Annotated in this window: 20 protein-coding genes; 9 read left to right on the forward strand and 11 right to left on the reverse strand. The window is 70.2% G+C overall.

Going from position 1 to position 23,112, the window contains the following annotated elements; translation table 11 throughout:
• Positions 1 to 9: 9 nt before the first annotated feature.
• The 3 genes from ACWDR3_RS01730 to ACWDR3_RS01740 all read right to left on the reverse strand — a co-directional run bounded on the left by ACWDR3_RS01730 (position 10) and on the right by ACWDR3_RS01740 (position 2,904).
• A complete protein-coding gene (locus ACWDR3_RS01730) occupies positions 10 to 1,269 on the reverse strand; it encodes an AAA family ATPase (protein WP_450349916.1) in 1,260 nt (419 codons plus the stop codon).
• Positions 1,270 to 1,278: 9 nt separating this feature from the next.
• Positions 1,279 to 1,986: a Flp pilus assembly protein CpaB gene (gene cpaB, locus ACWDR3_RS01735; RefSeq protein ID WP_450349918.1), complete on the reverse strand. Its 708-nt coding sequence runs from the start codon at positions 1,984 to 1,986 to the stop codon at positions 1,279 to 1,281.
• A 66-nt stretch (positions 1,987 to 2,052) separates the two neighbouring features.
• The gene (locus ACWDR3_RS01740; protein ID WP_450349919.1) at positions 2,053 to 2,904 is read right to left on the reverse strand and encodes a hypothetical protein; all 852 of its coding nucleotides are present in this window, start codon (positions 2,902 to 2,904) and stop codon (positions 2,053 to 2,055) included.
• A gap of 265 nt (positions 2,905 to 3,169) precedes the next feature.
• Between ACWDR3_RS01740 and ACWDR3_RS01745 the strand changes: the two genes are divergently transcribed.
• The 3 genes from ACWDR3_RS01745 (at position 3,170) to ACWDR3_RS01755 (ending at position 6,853) form a co-directional block, all read left to right on the forward strand.
• Positions 3,170 to 4,861 carry a chitinase gene (locus tag ACWDR3_RS01745; protein ID WP_450349920.1) on the forward strand — a complete coding sequence of 564 codons (1,692 nt, stop codon included), beginning with the start codon at positions 3,170 to 3,172 and terminating at the stop codon, positions 4,859 to 4,861.
• A gap of 133 nt (positions 4,862 to 4,994) precedes the next feature.
• Entirely contained in the window at positions 4,995 to 5,507 is a 513-nt protein-coding gene (locus ACWDR3_RS01750; RefSeq protein WP_450349921.1) for a SigE family RNA polymerase sigma factor, read from the forward strand.
• 104 nt (positions 5,508 to 5,611) lie between these two features.
• The gene (locus tag ACWDR3_RS01755) at positions 5,612 to 6,853 is read left to right on the forward strand and encodes a hypothetical protein (RefSeq protein WP_450349923.1); all 1,242 of its coding nucleotides are present in this window, start codon (positions 5,612 to 5,614) and stop codon (positions 6,851 to 6,853) included.
• Between the two features lie 48 nt (positions 6,854 to 6,901).
• Here the strand turns inward: ACWDR3_RS01755 and ACWDR3_RS01760 are convergent, their stop codons facing one another.
• Both ACWDR3_RS01760 and ACWDR3_RS01765 read right to left on the reverse strand, forming a co-directional pair.
• On the reverse strand, positions 6,902 to 8,224 hold the full coding sequence (locus ACWDR3_RS01760; protein WP_450349925.1) for an Nramp family divalent metal transporter: 1,323 nt from the start codon (positions 8,222 to 8,224) through the stop codon (positions 6,902 to 6,904).
• Positions 8,225 to 8,278: 54 nt separating this feature from the next.
• Positions 8,279 to 9,172, reverse strand: coding sequence for an anti-sigma factor RsbA family regulatory protein (locus ACWDR3_RS01765; RefSeq protein ID WP_450349927.1), 894 nt, complete (start codon positions 9,170 to 9,172; stop codon positions 8,279 to 8,281).
• 351 nt (positions 9,173 to 9,523) lie between these two features.
• On the opposite strand from ACWDR3_RS01765, the gene ACWDR3_RS01770 reads away from it, so the two are divergent.
• Positions 9,524 to 10,876, forward strand: coding sequence for a M14 family metallopeptidase (locus tag ACWDR3_RS01770; protein WP_450349929.1), 1,353 nt, complete (start codon positions 9,524 to 9,526; stop codon positions 10,874 to 10,876).
• On the opposite strand, the gene ACWDR3_RS01775 is transcribed toward ACWDR3_RS01770, so the two are convergent.
• The 5 genes from ACWDR3_RS01775 to ACWDR3_RS01795 form a co-directional block, all read right to left on the reverse strand.
• Positions 10,873 to 11,559 carry a hypothetical protein gene (locus ACWDR3_RS01775; protein WP_450349930.1) on the reverse strand — a complete coding sequence of 229 codons (687 nt, stop codon included), beginning with the start codon at positions 11,557 to 11,559 and terminating at the stop codon, positions 10,873 to 10,875. The two genes, ACWDR3_RS01770 and ACWDR3_RS01775, sit on opposite strands and share 4 nt — an antisense overlap.
• Positions 11,560 to 11,925: 366 nt before the next feature.
• On the reverse strand, positions 11,926 to 13,404 hold the full coding sequence (locus tag ACWDR3_RS01780) for a GntP family permease (RefSeq protein WP_450349931.1): 1,479 nt from the start codon (positions 13,402 to 13,404) through the stop codon (positions 11,926 to 11,928).
• A 109-nt stretch (positions 13,405 to 13,513) separates the two neighbouring features.
• A complete protein-coding gene (locus tag ACWDR3_RS01785) occupies positions 13,514 to 13,924 on the reverse strand; it encodes a RidA family protein (RefSeq protein ID WP_401713536.1) in 411 nt (136 codons plus the stop codon).
• Entirely contained in the window at positions 13,921 to 14,706 is a 786-nt protein-coding gene (locus tag ACWDR3_RS01790) for an IclR family transcriptional regulator (protein ID WP_450349933.1), read from the reverse strand. The genes ACWDR3_RS01785 and ACWDR3_RS01790 overlap by 4 nt, the downstream gene beginning before the upstream one ends.
• Positions 14,703 to 15,746, reverse strand: coding sequence for a sugar kinase (locus ACWDR3_RS01795; RefSeq protein ID WP_450349935.1), 1,044 nt, complete (start codon positions 15,744 to 15,746; stop codon positions 14,703 to 14,705). Before ACWDR3_RS01795 ends, ACWDR3_RS01790 begins: the two co-directional genes overlap by 4 nt.
• Before the next feature lie 134 nt (positions 15,747 to 15,880).
• Here ACWDR3_RS01795 and ACWDR3_RS01800 point away from each other — a divergent pair, with 134 nt between their 5' ends.
• Positions 15,881 to 17,146 carry an amino acid deaminase gene (locus ACWDR3_RS01800; protein WP_450349936.1) on the forward strand — a complete coding sequence of 422 codons (1,266 nt, stop codon included), beginning with the start codon at positions 15,881 to 15,883 and terminating at the stop codon, positions 17,144 to 17,146.
• An 8-nt stretch (positions 17,147 to 17,154) separates the two neighbouring features.
• Positions 17,155 to 18,783, forward strand: coding sequence for an N-acyl-D-amino-acid deacylase family protein (locus ACWDR3_RS01805; protein ID WP_450349937.1), 1,629 nt, complete (start codon positions 17,155 to 17,157; stop codon positions 18,781 to 18,783).
• Between the two features lie 31 nt (positions 18,784 to 18,814).
• On the opposite strand, the gene ACWDR3_RS01810 is transcribed toward ACWDR3_RS01805, so the two are convergent.
• Positions 18,815 to 19,681, reverse strand: a complete 867-nt coding sequence (locus ACWDR3_RS01810) for a S1 family peptidase (protein WP_450349939.1) — start codon at positions 19,679 to 19,681, stop codon at positions 18,815 to 18,817.
• A 206-nt stretch (positions 19,682 to 19,887) separates the two neighbouring features.
• On the opposite strand from ACWDR3_RS01810, the gene ACWDR3_RS01815 reads away from it, so the two are divergent.
• The 3 genes from ACWDR3_RS01815 (at position 19,888) to ACWDR3_RS01825 (ending at position 23,112) form a co-directional block, all read left to right on the forward strand.
• Positions 19,888 to 21,099 (forward strand): pyridoxal phosphate-dependent aminotransferase, encoded by a 1,212-nt coding sequence (locus tag ACWDR3_RS01815; protein ID WP_450349941.1) that lies wholly within the window; start codon positions 19,888 to 19,890, stop codon positions 21,097 to 21,099.
• 57 nt (positions 21,100 to 21,156) lie between these two features.
• Positions 21,157 to 21,570 (forward strand): SCO4983 family protein, encoded by a 414-nt coding sequence (locus ACWDR3_RS01820; protein WP_450349943.1) that lies wholly within the window; start codon positions 21,157 to 21,159, stop codon positions 21,568 to 21,570.
• 477 nt (positions 21,571 to 22,047) lie between these two features.
• Positions 22,048 to 23,112 (forward strand): hypothetical protein, encoded by a 1,065-nt coding sequence (locus ACWDR3_RS01825; protein WP_450349945.1) that lies wholly within the window; start codon positions 22,048 to 22,050, stop codon positions 23,110 to 23,112.

Raw genomic sequence — 23,112 nt, forward strand, 5'->3', positions numbered from 1 at the left:
CCGCCGCCCTCACCGCTCCAGCTCCTTGCGTCGCCGCAGCGTCAGCGCGTTCCGATCCCCGCCGCGGGAGCGGCCGTTGCGGTGCTGGGGGCCCTGGGAGCCCTTGACCAGGCCCAGTTCGCCCGCGAGGGCCCACAGGGCCTGCTTCACCGTGCTCTTGTTGTCCAGTTCGTGGACCCGGCCCGCGTCCACCGCGCTCTGGAGTTCCTTGAAGTTGGCGGGGACCACGGTCGTGGCGAGGCCCGTGCCGGTGATCTTCTGGATCAGCGGCGGCTGGATCTCCGTACCGCGGGTGTGGCGGTTGACGACGACCATGGTCTCCTCGGCCTTGCGGACCTGGAGGCGGTCCCACATGCGGACGGCGCGCTTGGCGCCGCGGACGGAGACCACGTCGGGGGTGGTGACCAGGAGCGCGGTGTCAGCCATCTCCACCACCGCCGCGCCCGCGCCGCTGAGTTGGGCGCCGCAGTCGACGACGACGACCTCGTAGCGGGAGCGCAGGGCGCCGACGATCTGGCGGGCGGCGCGGTCGGTGACCTCCTCGCCGCGTTCGCCGTCGGCGGGGGCGAGGAGGAGGGTGAGGCCGGTGTCGTGGCGGAAGACGGCGTCGGCCAGGACCCGCGGGGTGATGTCCGTGATGGTGGCGAGGTCGACGACCGAGCGGCGGAACTGGACGTCCAGGTAGGAGGCGACGTCGCCGGTCTGGAGGTCCATGTCGAGCAGGACGGCGGTGCGGCCCGACGCCTGGGCGGCGAGGGCGAGTTGGATGGCGGTCGTGGTGGTGCCGACGCCGCCCTTCGCGCCGCTGACCGTGACGACCGTGCCGCCGACGCCGGTGAACACATCGCCCGCGGCGCCCAGATGACGGCGTACGCCCACCGACCACTGGGCCACCGCGTGCACCCGGCTGGCGAGTTCCTCATAGCCGAGCGGCAGGGCGATCAGGCCGCGGGCGCCGTAGTCCATGGCGGCCTGGAAGAGGCCGGGGCTGACGTCGGAGGTGACGAGGATGACGCCGACCGCGGGGAAGCGCAGGCTGACCTCGCGGACGAGCTCCAGGGCCGGGACGGGCCCGATGCGTTCGTGGACGACGACGACCTCGGGCAGTTCGTCGATGGACTCGGCGGCCAGCCGGGCGAGGGTGTCGATGAGCTGGGTGGAGTCGGTCACCGGGGCGACCGGCTCGGCGTCCGGCAGCTGGCTCAGCAGTGTGGTGAGGGAGCGCACCGCGTCCACGTCGCCGACTGCCGGGAGGATCCTCGTGGGCATGGCGGCCTCTCACTTGTCCTTGGTGAGTTCGTACGTGCGGTCCTTGTCGGGCACCGTGCCGGTCTCCCCCGGCGCGACGAGCGCGAGCCGCACCCGCTTGGCGAAGGACTCGGCGTACGTGATCCGCTGGGCGTCGAGCGCGGAGAGCGCGAACGTGATCGGGACGGCGTCGGTGGCGTCCCGAGTGCGGTCGTCGGCGTCGGGCTGGAGCGGGGTGAGGTCGCCGACGTCGAGGACGGACGCGTTCGTCACGATGATCTTGGAGAGGTCGGGATCGCCCTCCCGCTGGCCCTCGAAGGTGGCGTACACGTTGACCTTGGAGCCCGCCGTGATCTTGCCGGCCACGCCCGTCGCCGCGTCGATCATGATGGCGACCTCCTGCTGCCCGGGCTGCAGGGCGGGCTGGTCGACGATCATGTCGCTCTGCAGCAGGGAGCCCTGCTTGAGCGTGGTCACGGCGATCTTGCCGCGGATGTCGGCGAGATCGGTGACCGCGTTCTCCGACAGCCACCGCTTGGGCATCTCGGTCTTCTCGAACTGGGCCGAGGTGAGGCTGGTGTACGGCTTGATGTCCTTCTTGACCTCGTACGCCGTGACCTCGGGGCCGACCTTGGACTTCACGTCGTTGATGACGGACAGCACGCCGGCGAACGCGCCCAGGGCGCAGATGACCGACAGAAGCAGGAGTAGCACGCCGCGGCGCTGACGGGAGTTCATGAACCGTACAACCTCGTTGGGGGGCTCGGTCGAGCGGAATCGGGGACGGGGGGGGCCGAGGGCGGCTCAGCCGGCGGGCAGTTGGTTCTCCGGGACGGGTGACACCGGCGCGGTGGCCGAGCAGAAGACGCAGCGGTCGCCGATGACGTCGATGCCGCACCAGTGACAACTGCCCTGCCGGACCGAGGTGACCAGCTGGTAGAGCACCGACAGGTCCGGCAGATAGGCGGCGAACTCGACCAGTTTCCCGGTCTCCCACCACACCGCGGACTCGGCGGGCAGCGCGGTCTCCCGCAGCCCCTGCACGCTCCACTGCTTGGCCAGGGTCGCGGTGACCCAGTCCGACTGCAGCTGCCCCTTGGCCACTTGCATCCAGGTGCCGAACTCGGGCCCGGCGAGGGTGGCCCCGGGACCGATCTTCACCAACTGCGGCTCCGGGTGCGCGAGGACCGCGAACTGGCTGCCCGGCACCCAGGACTTGGCGTGCGACTTCAGCGGGACGGGGACCCGGTCCAGGCGCGCGACGGAGCCGAGCAGGGCGCCCGCGTGGATGTAGTGCGTGAGCAGCCGGCCCGCGGAGGCGAGCACCCCGGGGCTGAGGTCGCAGGACGCCAGCTGTCTCAACTGCCGGGCCAGGACGGCGAGTCCGAGCGGGGGCAGTTCGGGACGGAACAGGGCGATCCGGTCGCTCTCCAGCAGGCCGCGGATGGTGCGCAGCCGTCGCTCCACCGCGGGCGGGGTGGCCTGGGAGTACACGACGATGAGATGCCCGTGCTGGTCCAGCAGCGACTGGACGGCGAACAGCGCCTGGTCGAGGGGCTGTTTGTCCAGGTCAGGCAGGACGACAGCGGGCAGCGTCCGGTCGTCGTGCGGTGGCAGCGCGAGGTCCGCGCCGGTCACGGCAATGGCAGTTGGCACGCCCGCTCCCCGTGTTACGCCGTCGGCGGACCGAGATCACTCCGATACACCGAGTTGACTTCACTGCGTGACTACCTCAGCACTGTAACCACGCCCCTGTGACCGGAGAACAGCGTTTCTGTAGCTGGTAGGGAACTCGCAATGCACAAGACGCGCCAAAACGGAGCAGGTTGGTCATCTTGCCGCCCCTCCGGAGCGAGTCGACCTTCCCCCAAGTTGGTCTGGACCTCTTGACAGCCGGATTGGTCTGGACCAGCTTATTGTCATGTCCCCACTTAGAAGATCGGCACGGCTCTGGTCGGGAGTCGTCACCGCTGCCCTCGCCCTCTCCCTCGCGGGCGCGGGCCAGGCGTCCGCCGCGGACGTCAACAACGCCAAGAACGCCGGCTACGAGTCCGGCCTGAGCAACTGGACCTGTTCGGCGGGCAGCGGCACCACCGTCTCCTCGCCGGTGCACGGCGGCGCGGCCGCGCTCAAGGCGACGCCCGCCGGGCAGGACAACGCCCAGTGCACCCAGTCGGTCGCCGTGAAGCCCAACTCGACGTACACGCTGAGCGCCTGGGTGCAGGGCGGCTACACCTACCTGGGCGTGACCGGCACGGGCACCACCGACGTGTCGACGTGGACGCCCGACTCGGCGTCCTGGAAGCAGCTGTCGACGACCTTCACCACGGGCGGCTCCACCACCTCGGTGACCGTCTACACGCACGGCTGGTACGGCCAGGCCGCCTACTTCGCGGACGACCTCTCGGTGTTCGGCCCCGACGGCGGCGGTGGCGGCGACCCGGCCCCGACAATCCCCGCGGCGCCGGCCGGCCTCGCGGTGTCGGGCACGAGCTCCTCCTCGGTCTCCCTCGCCTGGAACGCGGTCTCCAACGCGACCGGGTACAACGTCTACCAGGGCGGTACGAAGGTGTCGTCGGTGACCGGCGCCTCGGCCACCGTGACCGGCCTCGCGGCCTCCACCTCGTACTCCTTCCAGGTCACCGCCACCAACTCGGCCGGTGAGTCCACCAAGTCGGCGACCGTGACCGGTACCACCACCGCGACCGGCGGCGGAGGCGGCGGCACCCTGCCCAAGCACGCCGTCACCGGCTACTGGCAGAACTTCAACAACGGGGCGACGGTCCAGAAGATCTCCGCCGTCCAGTCGCAGTACGACATCATCGCGGTGGCCTTCGCGGACGCGACGGGCACGCCGGGTGCGGTGACCTTCAACCTGGACTCGGCGGGTCTGGGCGGCTACACGGTCGACCAGTTCAAGGCCGACATCAAGGCGAAGCAGGCGGCCGGCAAGAAGGTCATCATCTCCATCGGCGGCCAGAACGGCACGGTGTCGATCAACGACTCCGCCTCCGCGACGAACTTCGCCAACTCGGTGTACTCGCTGATGCAGACGTACGGCTTCGACGGCGTCGACATCGACCTGGAGAACGGCCTCAACGCCACCTACATGTCGCAGGCGCTGCGCTCGCTGTCGTCCAAGGCGGGCTCGTCGCTGATCATCACGATGGCCCCGCAGACCATCGACATGCAGTCGACGTCGAACTCGTACTTCCAGACGGCCCTGAACATCAAGGACATCCTCACGGTCGTCAACATGCAGTACTACAACAGCGGTTCGATGCTGGGCTGCGACGGCAAGGTCTACTCGCAGGGCTCGGTGGACTTCCTCACCGCGCTGGCCTGCATCCAGCTGCAGGGCGGTCTGTCCCCGTCCCAGGTCGGTCTCGGCCTGCCGGCCTCGACCAGCGGCGCGGGCAGCGGCTATGTCTCGCCGACGATCGTGAACAACGCCCTTGACTGCCTCGCCAAGGGCACCAACTGCGGTTCCTTCAAGCCCTCCAAGACGTACCCCGACCTGCGGGGTGCGATGACCTGGTCGACGAACTGGGACGCCTCGGCGGGCAACGCGTGGTCCAACTCGGTGGGCGCGCACGTGCACGCGCTGCCGTAGCGCGGAGCGGAACCGGGAGAGAGATCAGGAGAAGAATCGAGATCGGTGGGCCGGGGGATGAAACATTTCCCCCGGCCCACCGCATCAATGAAGTGAGTACGGTGCCGAACGGCGCCGCGGGAGGGGGGCTCGGATGAGACAGCGCCGGGCGGAGGAGTACGCGGAGTTCGCCGCGGCACGTGCCGGGCATCTCTACCGGTCCGCCTGTCTGCTGACCGCCGGGGACACCCATCTCGCCGAGGATCTCGTGCAGGAGACCCTCGGGCGGCTGTACATCAGCTGGGGCCGGGTGTCGCGGGTCGGGAATCCGGCGGGGTACGCGCAGACGGTCCTGACGCGTACGTTCCTCGCGCACCAGCGGCGGCGCAGCAGCACCGAGCGGGCCACGGACGTGCTCCCCGACCTGCCGGGGCGCGCCTTCGACGGGGACACCTCGCTGCGGCTGACCCTGCTGGAGGCGCTGGGCCGGCTGCCCGCCAAGGACCGGGCCGTGGTCGTCCTGCGCTACTGGGAGGACCGCTCGATCGAGGAGACCGCCGACGTCATGAACACCAGCTCGGCGGCGGTCCGCACGCGCTGCGTCCGGGCGCTCGGACAGCTGCGCGAGCTGCTCGGCAAGGACCTCGGCGAGTACGCGCGCCCCTGAACACCGCGCCCTTGAACACGGCGTCCATGAACACCGGCATCCTCGAACACCCCCTCACTTCAGGCTTCTTCACCTCACCCCCTTCGCGAAACGGTGGTTCCGCCATGCCCGTCGAACAGCACAGCGATCCCTTCGAGGAGATTCTCGCCGCCGGTCTGCGAGAGGCCGGCGACGCCTTCGAGACCGACCGGGCCGCGCTCGTCACCGCCGGCTCGGTGCGCGGACGCCGGCGCCTGCTGCTGCGCCGGGCCGCCGTGACGGGCGGCGCCGCGGGCATCGCGCTGGTCGGCGTGGGCGGCGCGCTGCTCCTGCCCGGCGCCGACACCTCCCGTCACGACCAGGCCTCGGTGGCCTCCGCGACCACCACTCCCGGCAAGGGCTCGCACGGCGTGGTCACCGACGACGGACTGGTCAAGTCGCTCGAAGACCTGCTCCCGGAGGGCACGTTCAGCCAGGCGGGGGCCGCCTTCGACCAGCAGTCGGTGACCGTGCATCTCGTCTACGACGACGGCGAGGGCGCGTCGGCCATCGGGCTGTCCGTCGACCGCGTCGAACCGGGGAGCCAGGAGGCCGCCCAGTACACCCAGTGCCCGGGCAAGGCGCTGACGCACTACGACGCCTGCCGCACCGAGAAGCTGGCCGACGGCTCGCGGCTCATGATCTACCAGGGCTACGAGTATCCCGACCGCCGCGTGGACACCAAGTGGTGGGCCGCCGACCTGGTGACCCCACAGGGGCACCACGTCAGCGTCTCGGAGTGGAACTCCGCCGCCGAGAAGGACTCGCCGATCACCCGGCCCCAACCTCCGCTGACCCCGGCGCAGTTGAAGAGGGTCGCCACCGCGTCCGTCTGGCGCGACGCCGCCGACCAACTGGTCGGGAACTCCTCGAAGCCCACCGCCCCGTCGAGTCCGACGGCCCCCGCGGTCGAGGGCGAGCCGGTCACGTCGACGCTCAAGAGCCTGCTGCCGAAGGGGTTCAAGGTCACCGAGACCAGCCCCGGTGACGACGCCGAGTACGGCTATCTCGTGGTCGACGACGGCAAGGGGAAGACCTTCGTGCAGGTCAACGTGCAGCCCGACATGTCCGGTGCCGCGGGCGACCTCTTCGGCGCCGACTCCGAGACCCTGCCCGACGGCACCAAGGTCGCCGAGCACCAGGGGCCCGGCGAGAAGGGCGCCGAAGGTGTCGTCATGTGGACCGTCGACACGATGAAGCCCGACGGCTACCGGGTGGTCATCAGCGCCTTCAACTCCGGCTCCCAGAACACCCCGGCGACCCGCGCCACCCCGGCCCTGACCATGGAGCAGCTCCGCGCGATCGCACTCAGCACCGACTGGTTGTAGCCGAACGCGCCCCGGGCCGGAGCCCGGGGCGCGTCGGGCGGGTCCGCGTCAGAAGAAGTCCGCCCACGGCTGGTCCCAGATCTGCTTCACGCACAGCACCAGGAACAGCACCCCGGCCAGCGCCAGCATCGCGTTGCTGAGCGGTCCGTTGCGCCATTCGGCCGGGGTGCGGCCGGAGTTGAGGAGCCAGATGAGGGTGGCGGCCAGGAAGGGCAGGAAGGCCGCGCCCAGGACGCCGTAGAGGATGATCAGGCGGAAGGGCTGGCCCTGGAAGAGCAGGACGATCGGCGGGAAGGTCAGCCACAGGAGGTAGGCGCGGAAGGGCCAGGAGCGTTCGCGGGCGCCGGAGGCGACCTCCTCGCCGCGGACCGTCGACCGGGCCCGGGAGCGGGCCACGAAGTCGGCGAACATCAGGCTCACGCCGTGCCAGACGCCGATGAGTGAGGTGAAGGACGTGGCGAAGAAGCCGATCAGGAAGAACTTGGCCGTCGCCGTGCCGTATTCGGCCGCCAGGATGTCGCTGAGCTGGATCAGGCCCTTGTCGCCGCTCGCGATCGCGACGTTCGCGGAGTGCAGCAGTTCCGCGCCGACGAAGAGCATCGCGACCACGAAGATGCCGGTGGTGGCGTAGGCGACACGGTTGTCGAACCGCATCACCTTCATCCAGCCGGTGTTGGTCCAGCCCTTCGCGTTGACCCAGTACCCGTACGCGGCCAGCGTGATCGTGCCGCCGACCCCGCCGATCAGGCCCAGGGTGTTGAGGATCGAGTCCTTCTCGTCGGGCAGGACGGGCAGCAGGCCCGCGAAGGCGTGGCCCAGGTTCGGGGTGACCCGGATCGCGAGGTAGACGGTCACCACGAACATGACGCCCACCAGGACCGTCATGACCTTCTCGAAGACCTCGTACTTGTTGAACCAGACGAAGACGAGGCCGACCAACCCGCAGGCGATGCCCCACCATTCGAGGTCCATCACGTGCGGGAACAGCGCCTGCAGGGGCAGCGCGCTCGACGACATCGCCGCCGCGCCGTAGACGAAGCCCCAGATCACGGCGTAGACGACGAAGAACCATGTCGTCCAGCGGCCCAGGCTCGCCCAGCCGTCGAACAGGGTGCGGCCGGTGGACAGATGCCAGCGTCCGGCCGCCTCCGCGAGGGAGATCTTGACCAGGCAGCCGACGATCGCCGCCCACAGGAGGGTGTAGCCGAAGTTGCTGCCCGCGATGAGCGTGGCGACCAGGTCGCCGGCGCCGACGCCGGTGGCCGCGACCACGATCCCGGGTCCGATGTACCGCCAACTCGATTTACGTGGGGTGGAGTCGATGCCGGATGCTGCCTCGGTGTCAGTGGGGTTGCCCGTGGTGTCCGTCATGTGGGTCAAGAAAGCGCAAAGGGGCGCCTGGGGCAAGAGGGCCTGCGCGTACGGCTATCCGTACTGGAGTCGGACCGTGGCCCCTTTCGAGTCGTCGCGCACGTCCACGTACGCGCAGACCTGGCGGGTGAACCACAGACCTTGCGCGGGGTCCAACTCGCCGCCGGGCGGCGGCACGAAGCCGGCGAGGGGGTCGTCCAGCCGCCGCTCGGTGCGCAGTTCGCAGACGACGGCGGGCGCCCGGCCCCACAGCAGGGCGCCGGTCACGGGTCCGAGCGAGGCCAGCGCGGCGGCGACGGCCTCGGTGAACAACTCGGCGTCCGCGGGGGCGAGTCCCAGGGCGGTGGACCGGGCGCGTACGGCGGCGGGGTAGGGCCGCGGGAGCAGGTGCGCGCCGGCCGTGGGCGGTCCCTGGGCCACGGCGTCGAGTTCGGCGGCGAGGACGACCGGGTCCTCGTAGCCTCCGGTGTCCGGGTGGGCGCGGCGGGCCGCTCCGACGATGGCCGCGCCGGCGGTGCGGGTGTCGTACGCGCACAGGATCGTGGCCGCAGTCGGCGCGAACAGCAGGTTGGCGAGGGCCTCGTAGCGGATCCACTCGGCGGTCTCGCGTGTGGAGCGCCCTGCGCGTCCGCCCCAGTCGGGCTCCATGAGGAGGTGGACCCGGCCGTCGGGTCCGGCGCGGGAGTCGAGGTGACTCGCCAGCTGGGCAACGGCGTTGGCGGCCGAGCCGGTGTACCAGTCCGCGTGCGGGACCAGCCGCACCTGCCGGGCGTCATCGCCGAGGGCGTCCCGTAACAGGTCCAGCCGCTCGGGGGCGGCGACGGCCACCGGCGGGGGTTCACCCGGCGCGGCGAGGCCTTCGGCGAGGAAGGGCAGGGCGGCGGCCACGAACGCGTCGTCCGCGCCGAACACGGCCATGCGGTGGTCGAACGAGGAGGTGAGGGTCATGGTTCTCCTCCGGCTGGGGGTCTGACCGGTGGGCTGCGGCTCCCCTGGGGCCTGCCCCAACTGTCCGTCGCGGCCCGGCAGTTGCGCACCTCCCGCTCACACCCGCGAGTGCACTTCGCCGGGGACCGAGCCGGAGATGACCCCCACGCGTACACTGCGCGGCCGTTTTCCGAACGGTTCACGCCAAGGACTCTTGAGCCACTCTTGACCGGCTCATGACATAAGACCACGATGGGCCCGCCACGCGCACAGCAGGCGTACAGCACCCGCACAAGCACGTCGCCGGTCCACCCCCCGCTCCACTCCCCGCTTCCGGAGACCCCGGAACCCCAGGAGAAACCAGGAGACTTCATGCGACTTCGGATACGAGGTTCAGGCGCCCGGAGCGGCAGACGCACCGCCGCTCTCGCCGCCCTCCTCGCGCTGACCCTCGCGGCACCCCTCTCCGCGAACGCCGACGGCGCCGACAGCCCCGGCTCGGCGAAGGCGGCACCCGCTGCCGACGACATCCGGCAGTACGAGATCCACGTCGACCACAACACCCCGGTCACCCGTACCGCGATCACCGCGGCCGGGGTGAGCGTGGACGAGGCCGACGAGGAGACGGTGGTCGTCTCCGGCCGGGCCGCGCAGATCAAGAAGCTGCGCGCGCAGGGCTACGAGGTCGCGCCGCTCGGCTCCGCGCCGGACCGCTCCGCGGGCGAGGCGCGGCTGTTCGACTTCCCCACGGCCGACTCGAAGTACCACAACTACGCGGAGACGAACGCGGAGATCGACCAACGCCTCGCCGCCTACCCGAACATCATGAGCAAGCGGGTGATCGGCACGTCGTACCAGGGCCGGAACATCGTCGCGATCAAGGTCAGCGACAACGTGGCGACCGACGAGAGCGAGCCCGAGGTCCTCTTCACCTTCCACCAGCACGCGCGCGAGCACCTCACGGTGGAGATGGCGCTGTATCTGCTGCGGGAGTTGGGGGCCGGCTACGGCAGCGACTCGCGGATCACCAACATGGTCAACAACCGCGAGATCTGGATCGTGCCCGACCTCAACCCGGACGGCGGCGAGTACGACATCGCCACCGGCTCCTACCGCTCGTGGCGCAAGAACCGGCAGCCCAACTCCGGTTCCTCGTACGTCGGTACGGACCTGAACCGGAACTGGGACTACAGGTTCGGCTGCTGCGGCGGGTCCTCGGGCTCGACCTCGTCCGAGACCTACCGGGGCGCGTCCGCCGAGTCGGCGCCCGAGGTGAAGGTCGTCGCGAACTTCGTCCGCGGCCGGGTCGTCGGCGGCAAGCAGCAGATCACCGCGGGGATCGACTTCCACACGTACAGCCAGCTGGTGCTGTGGCCGTTCGGGTACACGTACTCGGACACGACGACCGGGATGACGGCGGACGACTACAACGCCTTCAAGACGGTCGGCCAGAAGATGGCCGCGAGCAACGGCTACACGCCCGAGCAGTCGAGCGACCTGTACATCACGGACGGGTCGATCGACGACTATCTCTGGGGTACGCAGAAGATCTTCTCGTACACCTTCGAGATGTATCCGGCGTCCAGTTCCGGGGGCGGGTTCTATCCGCCCGACGAGGTCATCGAACGCGAGACCTCCCGGAACCGGGACGCGGTGCTGCAACTGCTGGAGAACTCGGACTGCATGTACCGCTCGATCGGCAAGGAAGCGCAGTACTGCTCCTAGTCGACGTCCTTGGCCTTTGACCTGACGTCGGCCTTGGACACGACCTCGGCTTCGGTCGCGGCCTCGTCCTTGTCCTCGGCTTCAGTCGCGGTCTCGACCTCGGTCCGGGCCTCGTCCTCAGTCTGGTCCTCGACCTCGACCTCGATCTCGTCCTCGGCGTCGCCTTCTTCGAAGTAGGCGTCGAGGACGGCGTCCAGCTGCTCCTCCCACTCGGCGAAGCGGGCCCTGGACGTGGCCTCGATCTCGATCGGGTACCAGCGGCGTTCGGGGGTGTGCACGGTGATGGTGAACCGCTTGCCGAAGCGCGGGGTCTCCGTCTCCACGGCGCCGATCTCGTCCCAGCGGAACTCGCAACTCTGGTCGTCCAGGCTGAGCCGGACGCCCTTCTCGTCGGCGACGATCCGCGCGCGCCGGTCGGAGGCCTCGAACACAGGCCCGTCGCCGGACTCCTCCGCGTCGTCGGTGTCCTCGTCATCGGACTCGACGTCGACCTCGGCCGCCGCGGCCTCGGTGTCCGCCTCGTTGTCGGTCCCGGGCTGCTCCGCCGCCGCGTCCTCGGCCTCGTCCGGCTCCTTCGCCTTCGCCGGCTCATCGGACACGGGCGACGTGAGCCCGGGGATGAATGCCGGGTCGAACCCGGCGCCCTCCAGGGGCTGGCTGCTCGAACCTATGCGCTGCTCCACAGCGCGAAGTATGGTCGACGATCCTGTGCCGGACACAGCCAGCCCCGACTTTGTTATCGGACGCCTACACGAGCACACCGAACACACCGGACACCGCGGCCCCTACACGAACAAGCCCACCACCGCGGCACCACGATCCACCGCATCCGTCGGCACGCTCCGCGCGCGACACAGCGACAGCGACCGCCCACGGTCGGGCGACCGTCGGCGCGCTCCGCGCGTGAGCGCCGTCGTCAAGACGCGAGGCGACGACCGAGCCCACCGAGACACGGCCGACGCCAACGCGCGCGACACAGCGGCAGCGACCGCCCACGGCCGGCCGGCAATCCTCGCCGGCCGGCCGTGACGATCACCGCCACCCGGCCCCTACACGAATACGCTCACCACCGCCGCCACCGCGAAGCCCGCCACCGACAGGACCGACTCCAGGACCGTCCATGTCTTGAGGGTGTCGCGTTCGGTGATGCCGAAGTACTTGGCGACCATCCAGAAGCCGCCGTCGTTGACGTGCGAGGCGAAGATGGAGCCGGCCGAGATGGCCATGATGACGAGGGCGACGAAGGCCTGAGAGTGGTCGCCCTCCGCGAGGAGCGGGGCCACGATGCCCGCCGTCGTGACGATGGCCACCGTCGCCGAGCCCTGGGCGACGCGCAGGACGAGGGAGATCAGGTAGGAGAGGACGATCACCGGGAGGCCGACGTCGTTGAAGGTGTCCGAGAGGGCCTGGGCGACCCCGCTGGCCTTGAGGACCGCGCCGAAGATCCCGCCCGCGCCGACGACGAGCAGGATGTTGCCGACCGGCTTCAGGGAGGCCGTCGAGACGGTCTCCAGTGACTTGCGGGACCAGCCGCGCCGGATGCCCAGCAGGTAGTACGCCAGGAACAGGGCGATCGTGAGCGCCACGAAGGGGTGGCCGAAGAACTCGATCACCGAGCGGCCCGTGGAGGGGTCCAGGGCGATCGAGGAGAACGTCGCCGCCAGGATGAGGATCAGCGGCGTGCCGATGATGCCGAGCACCGTGCCCAGCGGCACCGGCGTCTCCCGCGGCTCCACCCCCGACTCGCGCTGCTCGGACAGCACCGCTTCCTTGGCCTCCGCAGCCGCCTCCACCATGTCCTGCGGTACGGCGACGAAGATGCGGTTGCCGACCCAGGCCGAGAACACCCAGGCGGCGAGCACCGCGGGCAGCCCGCAGACGATGCCCATCAGGATGACCCAGCCGAGGTCCACGTGGAGCAGCCCCGCGGCGGCCACCGGGCCGGGGTGCGGCGGCAGGAAGGCGTGGGTCATGGACAGGCCCGCCAGCAGCGGCAGGCAGTAGAGCAGGATCGACTTGCCGCCGCGCTTGGCCGCCGCGTACACGATCGGTGCCAGGACGAAGATGCCGACGTCGAAGAAGACCGGGATGCCGAAGATCAGGCCGGTCAGACCCATCGCGAGCGGCGCGCGCTTCTCGCCGAAGAGGTTGAGCAGCCGGGACGCCAACACCTCGGCGCCACCGCTGACTTCGAGGATCGCGCCGAGCATCGTGCCCAGGCCGATGATGATCGCGACATGGCCGAGGATGCCGCCCATCCCGGACTCGATGGTCGACACGGCGTCCGATCGCTGGACGGTGCCGAAGAGTTCGGTGACCGAGAGACCGGCCATCAGGCCGACGGCTATGGAGACCGCGAGGAGAGCGACGAACGGCTGGAGCCTGACCTTGATGATCAGGAAGAGCAGGAGCGCGATGCCGATGGCGGCGACGGTCAGCAGACCGGCGGTGCCGTCGAGAAGGAGGAGGAGACCGCCGGTGTGGGGTGGGGTCTCGGCGGGGGCTGTCGCGGCGAGCGGATGGGACATGGGTGGGGGTCCTCTGGGTAAGTACATCGGGCTTTCGGGCATGGGGGATCGCGGCACGGCACCCGGGGAGGTGCCATGCCGTGTACGGCGTGCGGGAGTTGAGGAGCCGTCAGCTCAGGACGGCGAGCGCGTCGATCTCGATGAGCAGACCCGCGGGGAGGCCGACGTAGACCGTCGTACGGGCGGCCGGCGGCGCGGTGAGGCCCTGCTCCTCGAAGTACGCGTTGTAGAGCGCGTTCATCTCGGCGAAGTGGTCGACGTCGGTCAGGTAGACGCGGATCATCATCGCGTCGTCCCAGCTCGCGCCGCCCTCCTCCAGGATCGCCTTGACGTTGGCGAGGGTCTGGAGGGTCTGCTCGCGCAGGGTGGGGCCGGCCGGCGTGGGCGGCTTGCCCTCCTCGGCCGGGAGGAAGCCGACCTGGCCGGCGACCTGGAGGATGTTGCCCTTCCGCACGCCGTGCGAGAACTTCGCGGGCGGAGCGGTGTGGGTCTTGGGGGTGAGGGCGATCTTGTCGGTCATACGGTGTTCCTGTCTGGTGGTGATGCCGGTGCTGATGCGGGCGTTCTTCCGGAGTACTCCCCGCTGATCGCGTCGGCCGTGCGGCGCACCAGCGGTAGCAGGGTGAGGAGTTCGTCGGCGGTCACCACGACGTTCGGCGCGGAGACCGACATCGCGGCGGCGACCTTGCCGTCCGCGCCGCGGATGGGGGCCGCGACGCAGTTGATGGACTCCTCGTGGCCGCCGAGGTCGGTGGCCCAGCCCTGGTCGCGCACCTTGTCCAACTCCTTCAGAAATGCAGGGGCGTTGGGCGTGGACCGGGCCGTGTACATGGGGTAGTCGAGCTCGTCGGCGAGCACCCGCCGCTCGCCCTCGGGCAGGTCGGCCAGGAGCAGCTTGGCGACGGCGGCGACGGTGATGGCGACGGGCTTGCCGATCCGCGAGTACATCCGCACCGGGTAGCGGCTCTCCACCTTGTCGATGTAGAGCACCTCGTGCTCCTCGTACACGGCGAGGTGCACGGTGTGTCCGCACTGCTCGTTGAGGCGTACGAGGTGGGGGTGGGCGATCTCGCGGATGTCGAGGTTCTCCATGGCCTCCTGGGCGAGCGCGATGAGGCGGGCGCCGAGGCGGTAGCGCTGGTCGGACTGGCGGTAGACCAGGCCGTGTTCGTGCAGGGTGCGCAGCAGCCGCAGGGCCGTGGACTTGTGGACGCCGAGCCGCTCGGCGACCTGGCCGAGGTCGGCGGGCCCCTCGGCGAGCAGCGGCAGGATGCTCAGCGCACGGTCGACGGTCTGGCTCATGGCGTACGTACCTCCTCGTCGGCCCGCTCTGCGGCTGCTGTCCAGCCGGGGCCGAGTCGAAGTCTCTCCCACGCCGTGTCGTCGAGGGCGACCAGCCGGTCGGCGTGGTCGCGGGCCGGGGGCACGGCGAGGTCGCCGGGGACAGTGAGGGCGGCGGCGGCCATCAGGTGGCCGTGCCGGATGCGGTCGCGGACGGGCAGTGCGCGCAGGGTGGCGGAGAGGAAGCCGGCGGCGAAGGCGTCCCCGGCGCCGACGGCGGCGACGACGTCGACGTGCGGGGCGGGCACGAAGGTGGCGCCGGTCCGGTCGTAGACGGTCGCGCCCTGCCCGCCCTGCTTGACGACGAGCACCGAGGGGTCGGGGAACGCGGCGCGCACGGCGTCGGCGCCCACCAGCCCCCACACCTCCTGCGCCTCGTCCTCGCCGACGAAGACGAGGTCGGCGGCGCGGGCCAGCTCCAGCGTGGTCTGCGGGCCGTCGGGGGTGCGCCAAAGGCCGGGCCGGTGGTTGACGTCGAAGGAGACGAGAGGGCGGCCGTGGCGCAGGACGGTCAGCTCGCGCATGAGGTCGGCGCAGCCCTCGGCCAGGGCCGCGGTGATCCCGGACAGATGCAGCACGCGTCCGGCGCGTACGGCGGCCAGGTCCACGTTGTCCACGGTCATCGCGGAGGCGGCGGAACCGGCCCGGTAGTACGCGACCTCGTGGGCGTCGGTGGCCCGGTCGCCGGCCGTGCGGAAGTACACGCCCGTGGGCCGCTCTGGGTCCCGTCCCACGGCGGTGACGTCGACGCCGTACGCCCCGATCGTCTCGACCAGGTGGTCGCCGAACCCGTCGGCCCCGACCCGGCTGACCCACCGGACCGAATGCCCGGCCGCGGCCAGCACACAGGCCACGTTCGACTCGGCGCCGCCGATGGCACGGTCGAAGGAGGGCACGTCGGCGAGGCGGCCCGGCCGGGTGGGCAGGAAGGTCACCATGGACTCGCCGAGCGCTACGACGTCCACGACGTCGGGGGCCTTGCCGGGTCCGGTGGCGGTCACGATCGTCGTAGCTCCTGGGTGAGGGGGTTCCGGCGGCTCCGTTGACCCCGCGTTGGCCGAGATGTTAGACAGCCGTAAGCGCTATACGCAATGGCCATTGCAGATATCGCAACAGACCAGATCAGGGAGGTCCCATGGACACCGAGGCACTCGACCGACTCGCCGAGGAACGCGTCGACCACCGATTCAAGGGCCTCCCGCCGGACGCGGACGGCCTGACCGTCGGCGAGCTGACCGCCGAGCGCCGCAACCTCTTCACGGGCGGCTTCACCACGCCCCTGCTCGCCCTGTCCGCCGAGCGCCTGGAGCACAACCTCGCGCTCATGGAGACGTACGCGACCCGCCACGGCCTCGCCTTCGCCCCGCACGGCAAGACCTCCATGGCCCCGCAGCTCTTCCGCCGCCAGCTCGACCGCGGCGCCTGGGGCATCACCCTCGCCCTCCCCCACCAGCTCCGCGTGGCCCGTGCCTTCGGCTTCCAGCGGCTCTTCCTCGCCAATGAACTCGTCGACCCGGCGGCCCTGCGCTGGATCGCCGGTCAGCTGGCGGCCGACCCGGACCTCCGCCTGATCTGTTACGTCGACTCCGTACCCGGCGTCGAGCTGATGGCCGCGGCCCTCGAAGGGTCCCCGCGTCCGCTGGACGTCGTCGTCGAACTCGCCGCCGGCGAGGGCGCCCGCACCGGCGTCCGCACCGAGGCGGAGTGCGCGGCCGTGGCCGACGCGGTGGCCGCCACCGGCACCCTGCGGCTGGTCGGTGTCGCGGGCTACGAGGGCGAGGTACCGGGAGCCGACCCGGAGCGCGTGCGCGGCTATCTGCGCCGACTGGTCGCCCTGGCCGCCGAGTTCGACAAGGCGGGCCGTTTCAAGGGCCTGGACGAGATCGTCGTCAGCGCCGGCGGCAGCGCCTGGTTCGACGCGGTGGCCGACGTCTTCGCCGAGATCCCCGAACTCTCCGTGCCCGTACTGAAGTTGCTGCGCTCGGGCGCCTACGTCTCGCACGACGACGGCCACTACCGCAAGATCACCCCCTTCAACCGGGTCCCCGAAGAGGGCGCGCTGGAGCCCGCGTTCCGCCTGTGGACGCAGGTCGTCTCCCGCCCCTCCCCCGAGCAGGCCTTCGCCAACGGCGGCAAGCGCGACGCGGCCTACGACCTCGACCTGCCCTTCCCCCAGGTCGTCCGCCGGGACGGCACCGAGCACCCGGCCACCGGCATCTCGGTGCCCGCCCTGTCCGACCAGCACACCTGGCTGACCACCACCCCCGAGGCCGAATTGCGGGTCGGCGACTGGCTGGGCCTGGGTCTGTCCCACCCGTGCACGACCTTCGACAAGTGGCCGCTGATCCCGCTGGCCGAGGCGGACGGGACGGTCGTCGACTACATCCGCACGTTCTTCTAGGAGGGTTCGTGGAGCAGCTCGTCATCCGGGACGCGGACGTCGTCGACGGTTCCGGCGCACCCTCGTACCGCGCCGACGTGGTGGTCGACGAGGGCCGGATCGTCTCGATCGTCCAGGAGGCCGCGGCGGCGGGCTGCCAACGCCCGAAAGCCGTGCGGGAGTTGGACGCGGAGGGCTTGACCCTCTCCCCCGGCTTCATCGACATGCACGCGCACAGCGACCTGGCCCTGCTGCGCGACCCGGACCACAGTGCGAAGGCCGCGCAGGGGGTCACGCTCGAAGTCCTGGGCCAGGACGGGCTGTCGTACGCGCCGGTCGACGACCGCACGCTCGCCGAGGTCCGCCGCTCGATCAGCGGCTGGAACGGGTACGGCGACGACATCGACTTCGACTGGCGGTCGGTCGGCGAGTACCTGGACCGGCTGGACCACGGCTTCGAGGGCCGCGGGATCGCGGTCAACGCGGCCTACTTGATCCCGCAGGGCACGGTCCGCATGCTCGCCGTCGGCTGGGAGGACCGCGAGGCCACGCCCCAGGAACTGGACCGCATGCGGCAGTTGGTGGCCGAGGGCATGGAGCAGGGCGCGGTCGGCCTGTCGTCCGGGCTGACGTACACCCCCGGGATGTACGCCAAGGACGCCGAACTGACCGAGCTGTGCCGGGTGGTGGCGTCCTACGACGGCTACTACTGCCCGCACCACCGCTCGTACGGAGCCGGAGCCCTGGAGGCGTACGAGGAGATGGTGGAGCTGACCCGTGAGGCGGGCTGCCCGCTCCATCTCGCCCACGCCACCATGAACTTCGGCGTGAACAAGGGCCGGGCACCGGAGTTGCTGACCCTCCTGGACGAGGCGCTGGCGTCCGGGGCGGACATCACGCTCGACACGTACCCCTACACCCCCGGCTGCACAACCCTCGTGGCGATGCTGCCCAGTTGGGCGAGCGAGGGCGGCCCGGAGGCGATCCTGAAGCGTCTCGCGGACGACGGGACGGCCGAGCGGATCCGGCACCACGTGGAGGTCGTCGGCTCGGACGGCTGCCACGGCGTACCGATCGAGTGGGACACGATCGAGATCTCGGGCGTGGGCACGGAGGCCTTGGCGGGATATGTGGGCCGCACGGTCCAGCAGTCGGCGGACGCCCGCGGCGAGACGCCGTGGACGGTGGCGCGCCACCTCCTGCTGGCGGACCGCCTGGGACCCACGATCCTCCAGCACGTGGGCCACGAGGAGAACGTGCAGGCGATCATGCGCCACCCCGTCCACACCGGCGGCTCGGACGGCATCCTGCAGGGCGCGAAGCCGCACCCGCGGGCGTACGGCACCTTCCCGCAGTATCTCGGGCGGTACGTACGGGAGTTGGGCGTGCTGTCGCTGGAGGAGTGCGTCGCGCATCTCACCTCGCGCCCGGCGGCCCGGCTGCGGCTGCCGGACCGGGGCCTGGTCCGCGAGGGGTACCGGGCGGACCTGGTCCTCTTCGACCCGGCGACGGTGGCGGCGGGCTCGACCTTCGCCGATCCGCGCAGGCTGCCGACGGGCATTCCGCACGTCCTGGTCGACGGACGGTTCGTGATCGAGGACGGACGGCGGACGGACGTACTGGCAGGGCGGGCGGTGCGGCGGACCACCCGCCCCTGACCGCTTACGGGTTGGGGCTCACGGCTTGGACCTACGGCTTGGGCAGGGTGCAGGAACTGGCGTTCAGGTTCAGCTTGTTGCCCGTGGTGAAGCAGGCGGGGATGTTGTAGATCTCCTGCGCGTAGTTGATGCCCTGGCGGACGGTCACGGTGCCGTTCGCGTCGACCTCGCAGGGGTTGTTCTCGGTGCAGCGCTGGCCGTCCTCGTTGCCGGTGTTGTTGACGGCGACGACCTGCCCGGTGGCGTTGTCGAGCACCGGCGAACCGGAGGTGCCGCCGATGGTCTGGCAGGCGGAGGTGTAACGGACCGAGTCCTTCCAGGTCCAGTCGCCCTCCTTGAGGCGGTAGACGAACCCGTCGATGTTGCAGGCGTAGGTCCGCTTCCAGTACCCGGAGACGACGGTGATCGCGGTACCGGCGGTCGGGTGGGTGCTCTGCACGGTCAGCGGGGAGATCCCGTAGGTGCTCTGGATCGAGGCGTACGTGGTGGTGAGCTGGTAGATCGTGACGTCCGTGTCGGTCATGGTCGCGTAGGCGACCTTGCTGGCGCGCAGCGTGCCGACCCTGGTCGCCGAGGCGTTGAGCAGCCCGAAGGTACGGGTGGAGGCCTGGTCGACGATGACCTCGCCGGCCGCCGGGAAGCCGGTCTCCAGGCAGTGGCCGTTCGTCAGCACCAGCGCCGGGTCGGTGGACACGGAGTTGGGGAAGCGGATGACGGAACCGGAGCAGTTGCTGAGCGAGACGGTGCCGGCGAAGTTGACGGCCTGGATGGTGGGCGCGGCGGCCTTCTCGACGGCCGCCTTCTCGGCCGGCGCCGTGGTGGGCGCGGCGACCGCGGGTGCCATGCCCGCCCCGGCGATGGCCAGGGTGAAGAGCGTGGCAAGGAGAGGCTTCTTCATGTGGGGGTCCCCTCTGGAAACGCGAGCGCCCGGAGATCTTCCGGTCGCTTTCACGTTTTTGTCATGGACATCTTCACGACAAGGGGGTGCCACGACAAGAAGGCATGCGCGAGTTGTGTACAGGTGATCTACGCGCGACACCTGCCATGTCTCATGTGGTGGAAAGCACGACCCGGGGGGCGTTACCGAGCCGTAAGCTCCCAGACATGCAGGTGATCCAGTCGACCAAGCTCGCCAACGTCTGTTACGAGATCCGGGGCCCGGTTCTTGAGGAGGCGATGCGGCTGGAAGCGGCCGGGCACCGCATTCTCAAGCTGAACACCGGCAACCCCGCCGCGTTCGGCTTCGAGTGCCCGCCGGAGATCCTGGAGGACATCCTCCGCAACGTCTCCTCGGCACACGGGTACGGCGACGCGAAGGGCCTGCTGGCGGCGCGCCGGGCGGTCGTCATGCACAACCAGACGCTCGGCATCGAGACCGACGTGGAACACGTCTTCATCGGCAACGGCGTGTCCGAGCTGATCGTGATGGCGATGCAGGGGCTGCTGGACGACGGCGACGAGGTGCTCGTACCCGCGCCGGACTATCCACTGTGGACGGCCGCGGTCTCTTTGTCGGGCGGCACCGCCGTGCACTACCGCTGCGACGAGCAGTCGGACTGGATGCCGGACCTCACGGACGTGGAGCGGAAGGTCACCGACCGCACCAAGGCGATCGTCATCATCAACCCCAACAACCCGACGGGGGCGGTGTACGACGAGGCGATGCTCAAGGGGCTCACCGACATCGCCCGGCGCCACAACCTGCTGGTCTGCTCCGACGAGATCTACGACAAGATCCTGTACGACGACGCCACGCACACGCCGACCGCGGCGGTCGCGCCGGATCTGCTGACGCTGACCTTCAACGGCATGTCGAAGGCGTACCGGGTGGCGGGTTACCGGGTCGGCTGGATGGCGATCTCGGGTCCGCGCGCGCACGCCGACTCCTACATCGAGGGTCTGACGATCCTCGCGAACATGCGGCTGTGCGCGAACATGCCGGGGCAGCACGGGGTGGTCGCCGCGCTGAGCGGACGGCAGACGATCAATGACCTGGTGCTGCCGGGTGGGCGGCTGCGGGAGCAGCGGGATGTGGCGTACGAGTTGCTCACGCGGATTCCGGGGGTGAGCTGCGTGAAGCCGAAGGGGGCGCTGTATCTGTTCCCGCGGCTCGACCCCAAGGTGTTCAAGATCAAGGACGACCGGCGGATGGTGCTGGATCTGCTGCGCCAGGAGAAGATCATGGTCGTCCAGGGGACCGGGTTCAACTGGCCCGAGCCGGATCACTTCCGGGTGGTGACGCTGCCGACGGCCGGGGATCTGCGGGATGCGGTGGGGCGGATCGGGAACTTCCTCGACGGTTACGGTCAACTTTAAACTTTAGACGGGATCTAAGGTAGGATGGTTTCCTGGCAGCCACAGGAGGCTATCCCCATGTACGAGCCGATCCGTACGAAGTCGGTCCACAGCACGGTGGCCGGTGCGGCCGATTTCCCCCACCGGTCGCGTGAGGACGAGCTGGACATCCAACTGGCGGGGCATCTCTCGGCGTTGCTGGCGGTGACGGACGAGTTGCGTGTGCTGGAGCCTTCCGGCGACCTCGACGAGGCGGCGGAGCGGCTTGCCGCGCAGGTGGGTCGGTTGCGGGGCGGTACGGCGCCGGTCCGCATGGCGGTGACCCCGCGCGACACCGACCTCACGGCTCTGCACCAGCGGGCGCATGCCCTTGCGGGGCGGGCGCTGGTGGTGGCGGCGTCGCGGGCGGACACGGCGGCGGCGATTCTGGCGGCGGAGCGGATGGATGCGCATGCGGCGGCGCTGGCTCCCCTGGAACTGGCGTCCCGCTGAGCGCGTCCGCGGTATCGCCGTAGGGGTTAGGCCGGTCTTGCGGCTGCGGCTCCGTCGTGGCCGGCCGCGCAGTTCCCCGCGCCCCTGAGGGCGTTGCACCGCCGAACGCCCCATTGCGCCGCCCCCTCTTGTCCCCACCCAATCTCTTCCGGCGCCCCCTGTTACTCCCGCTGACTCTTCTCCGCCGCAACGGCGATCAACCACCGCGGCGCACCCCGGCGGTGCCGAACCGGCCGCACATTCCACCCGCTCTTCTTCGCCGCATCATCTTCTCCCCGCCCCCACTTCTCGCCGCCCCCTCCTTTCCGCCGCCGCGGCGATCAGCCACCGCGGCGCGCCCCGGCGGTGCCGAACCAGCCTCCACTCACCCCCTGCTGAAGCGGCGCAGCCGGTCCGTTGTGTTCCGGGACCGCCACTTCACCCCCCGTTCACCCGGTAAGCACTGGAACATGGGGTTCCGGGAGCACGCTCCCCGGCGTGAGACGTATCGCAGGAATCGTCCTCGCGGTTCTGCTGATCGGCGGCGTGGTGGCAGCCGTCGTCGCAGGGCGGCACACGGAGGACCAGGGCACGGCAACGAAGACCGTGCGTGGCGTGATCGGATCGGAGAAGGCGGACTTCTTCGCCGATCCCGACGTGGTGAAGGCCCTCGCCGCCAAGGGCTACACCGTGAAGGCCGAGACCTCCGGGTCCTGGGCCATGGAGGGGCTGGACCTGGACGGGTACGACTTCGCCTTTCCCTCCAGTCAGGCACCCGCCGTCGAGCTCGCCGCCCGCTACAAAGTGCGCGGCGCCCTCCCCCGCCCCTTCTACTCGCCCCTCGTCGTCGTGGCCCACCGCAGCGCCGCCGACGTGCTCGCCGCCAACGGCCTCGCCACGCTCGACACCGAGCACCGCGGCACCCTGAAGATGGCCGCCTATCTCGACGCCGCCAAGCACGATCGCAGTTGGCAGCAGCTCAAGGGGGCCGGGAAATATGGGGAGTTGAGCGGGACTCTCTTCATCTCCAGTACCGATCCCGCGTCCTCCAACTCCGGCGCCCTCTACCTCGCCGCCGCCTCCTACGTGGCCAACGGCGGGCGGGTCGTCGCGAGCGAGTCCGACCTCGATCGCACCGAGCCTCTGCTGAAGAAGCTCGTCAGCGTGCAGGGCGCCCAGCAGTCCAGTTCGGACGCCGTCTTCCGGGACTTCGTCAGCGGGGCCGGGAATCCGCTCGTGCTGGTCTACGAGTCCCAGGTCGCCGCCCTGTTGGCGGACGGACAGCAGCCCGACGACCTCGTCGTGCTCTACCCGGACACCACCGTCAACAGCGACCACACCGTCGTACCGCTCACCGACAACGGCCAGGCACTCGCCCAACTCCTCTCCACGGACCCGGAGTTGCGCAAGCTCGCCGTTCGGCACGGTTTTCGGCCGCAGGGTTCCGCCACCGAGTTCGCCTCGGCCGGCACCTATCTCAAGCAGGAACTGACCGGCGTCCGGCAGGCGCCCGTGCCCACCTCCGCGGTGCTGCACGAGATGGCCCGCCGGGCGAAGGGATAA

It is taken from the genome of Streptomyces sp. NPDC001002, assembly GCF_053599215.1.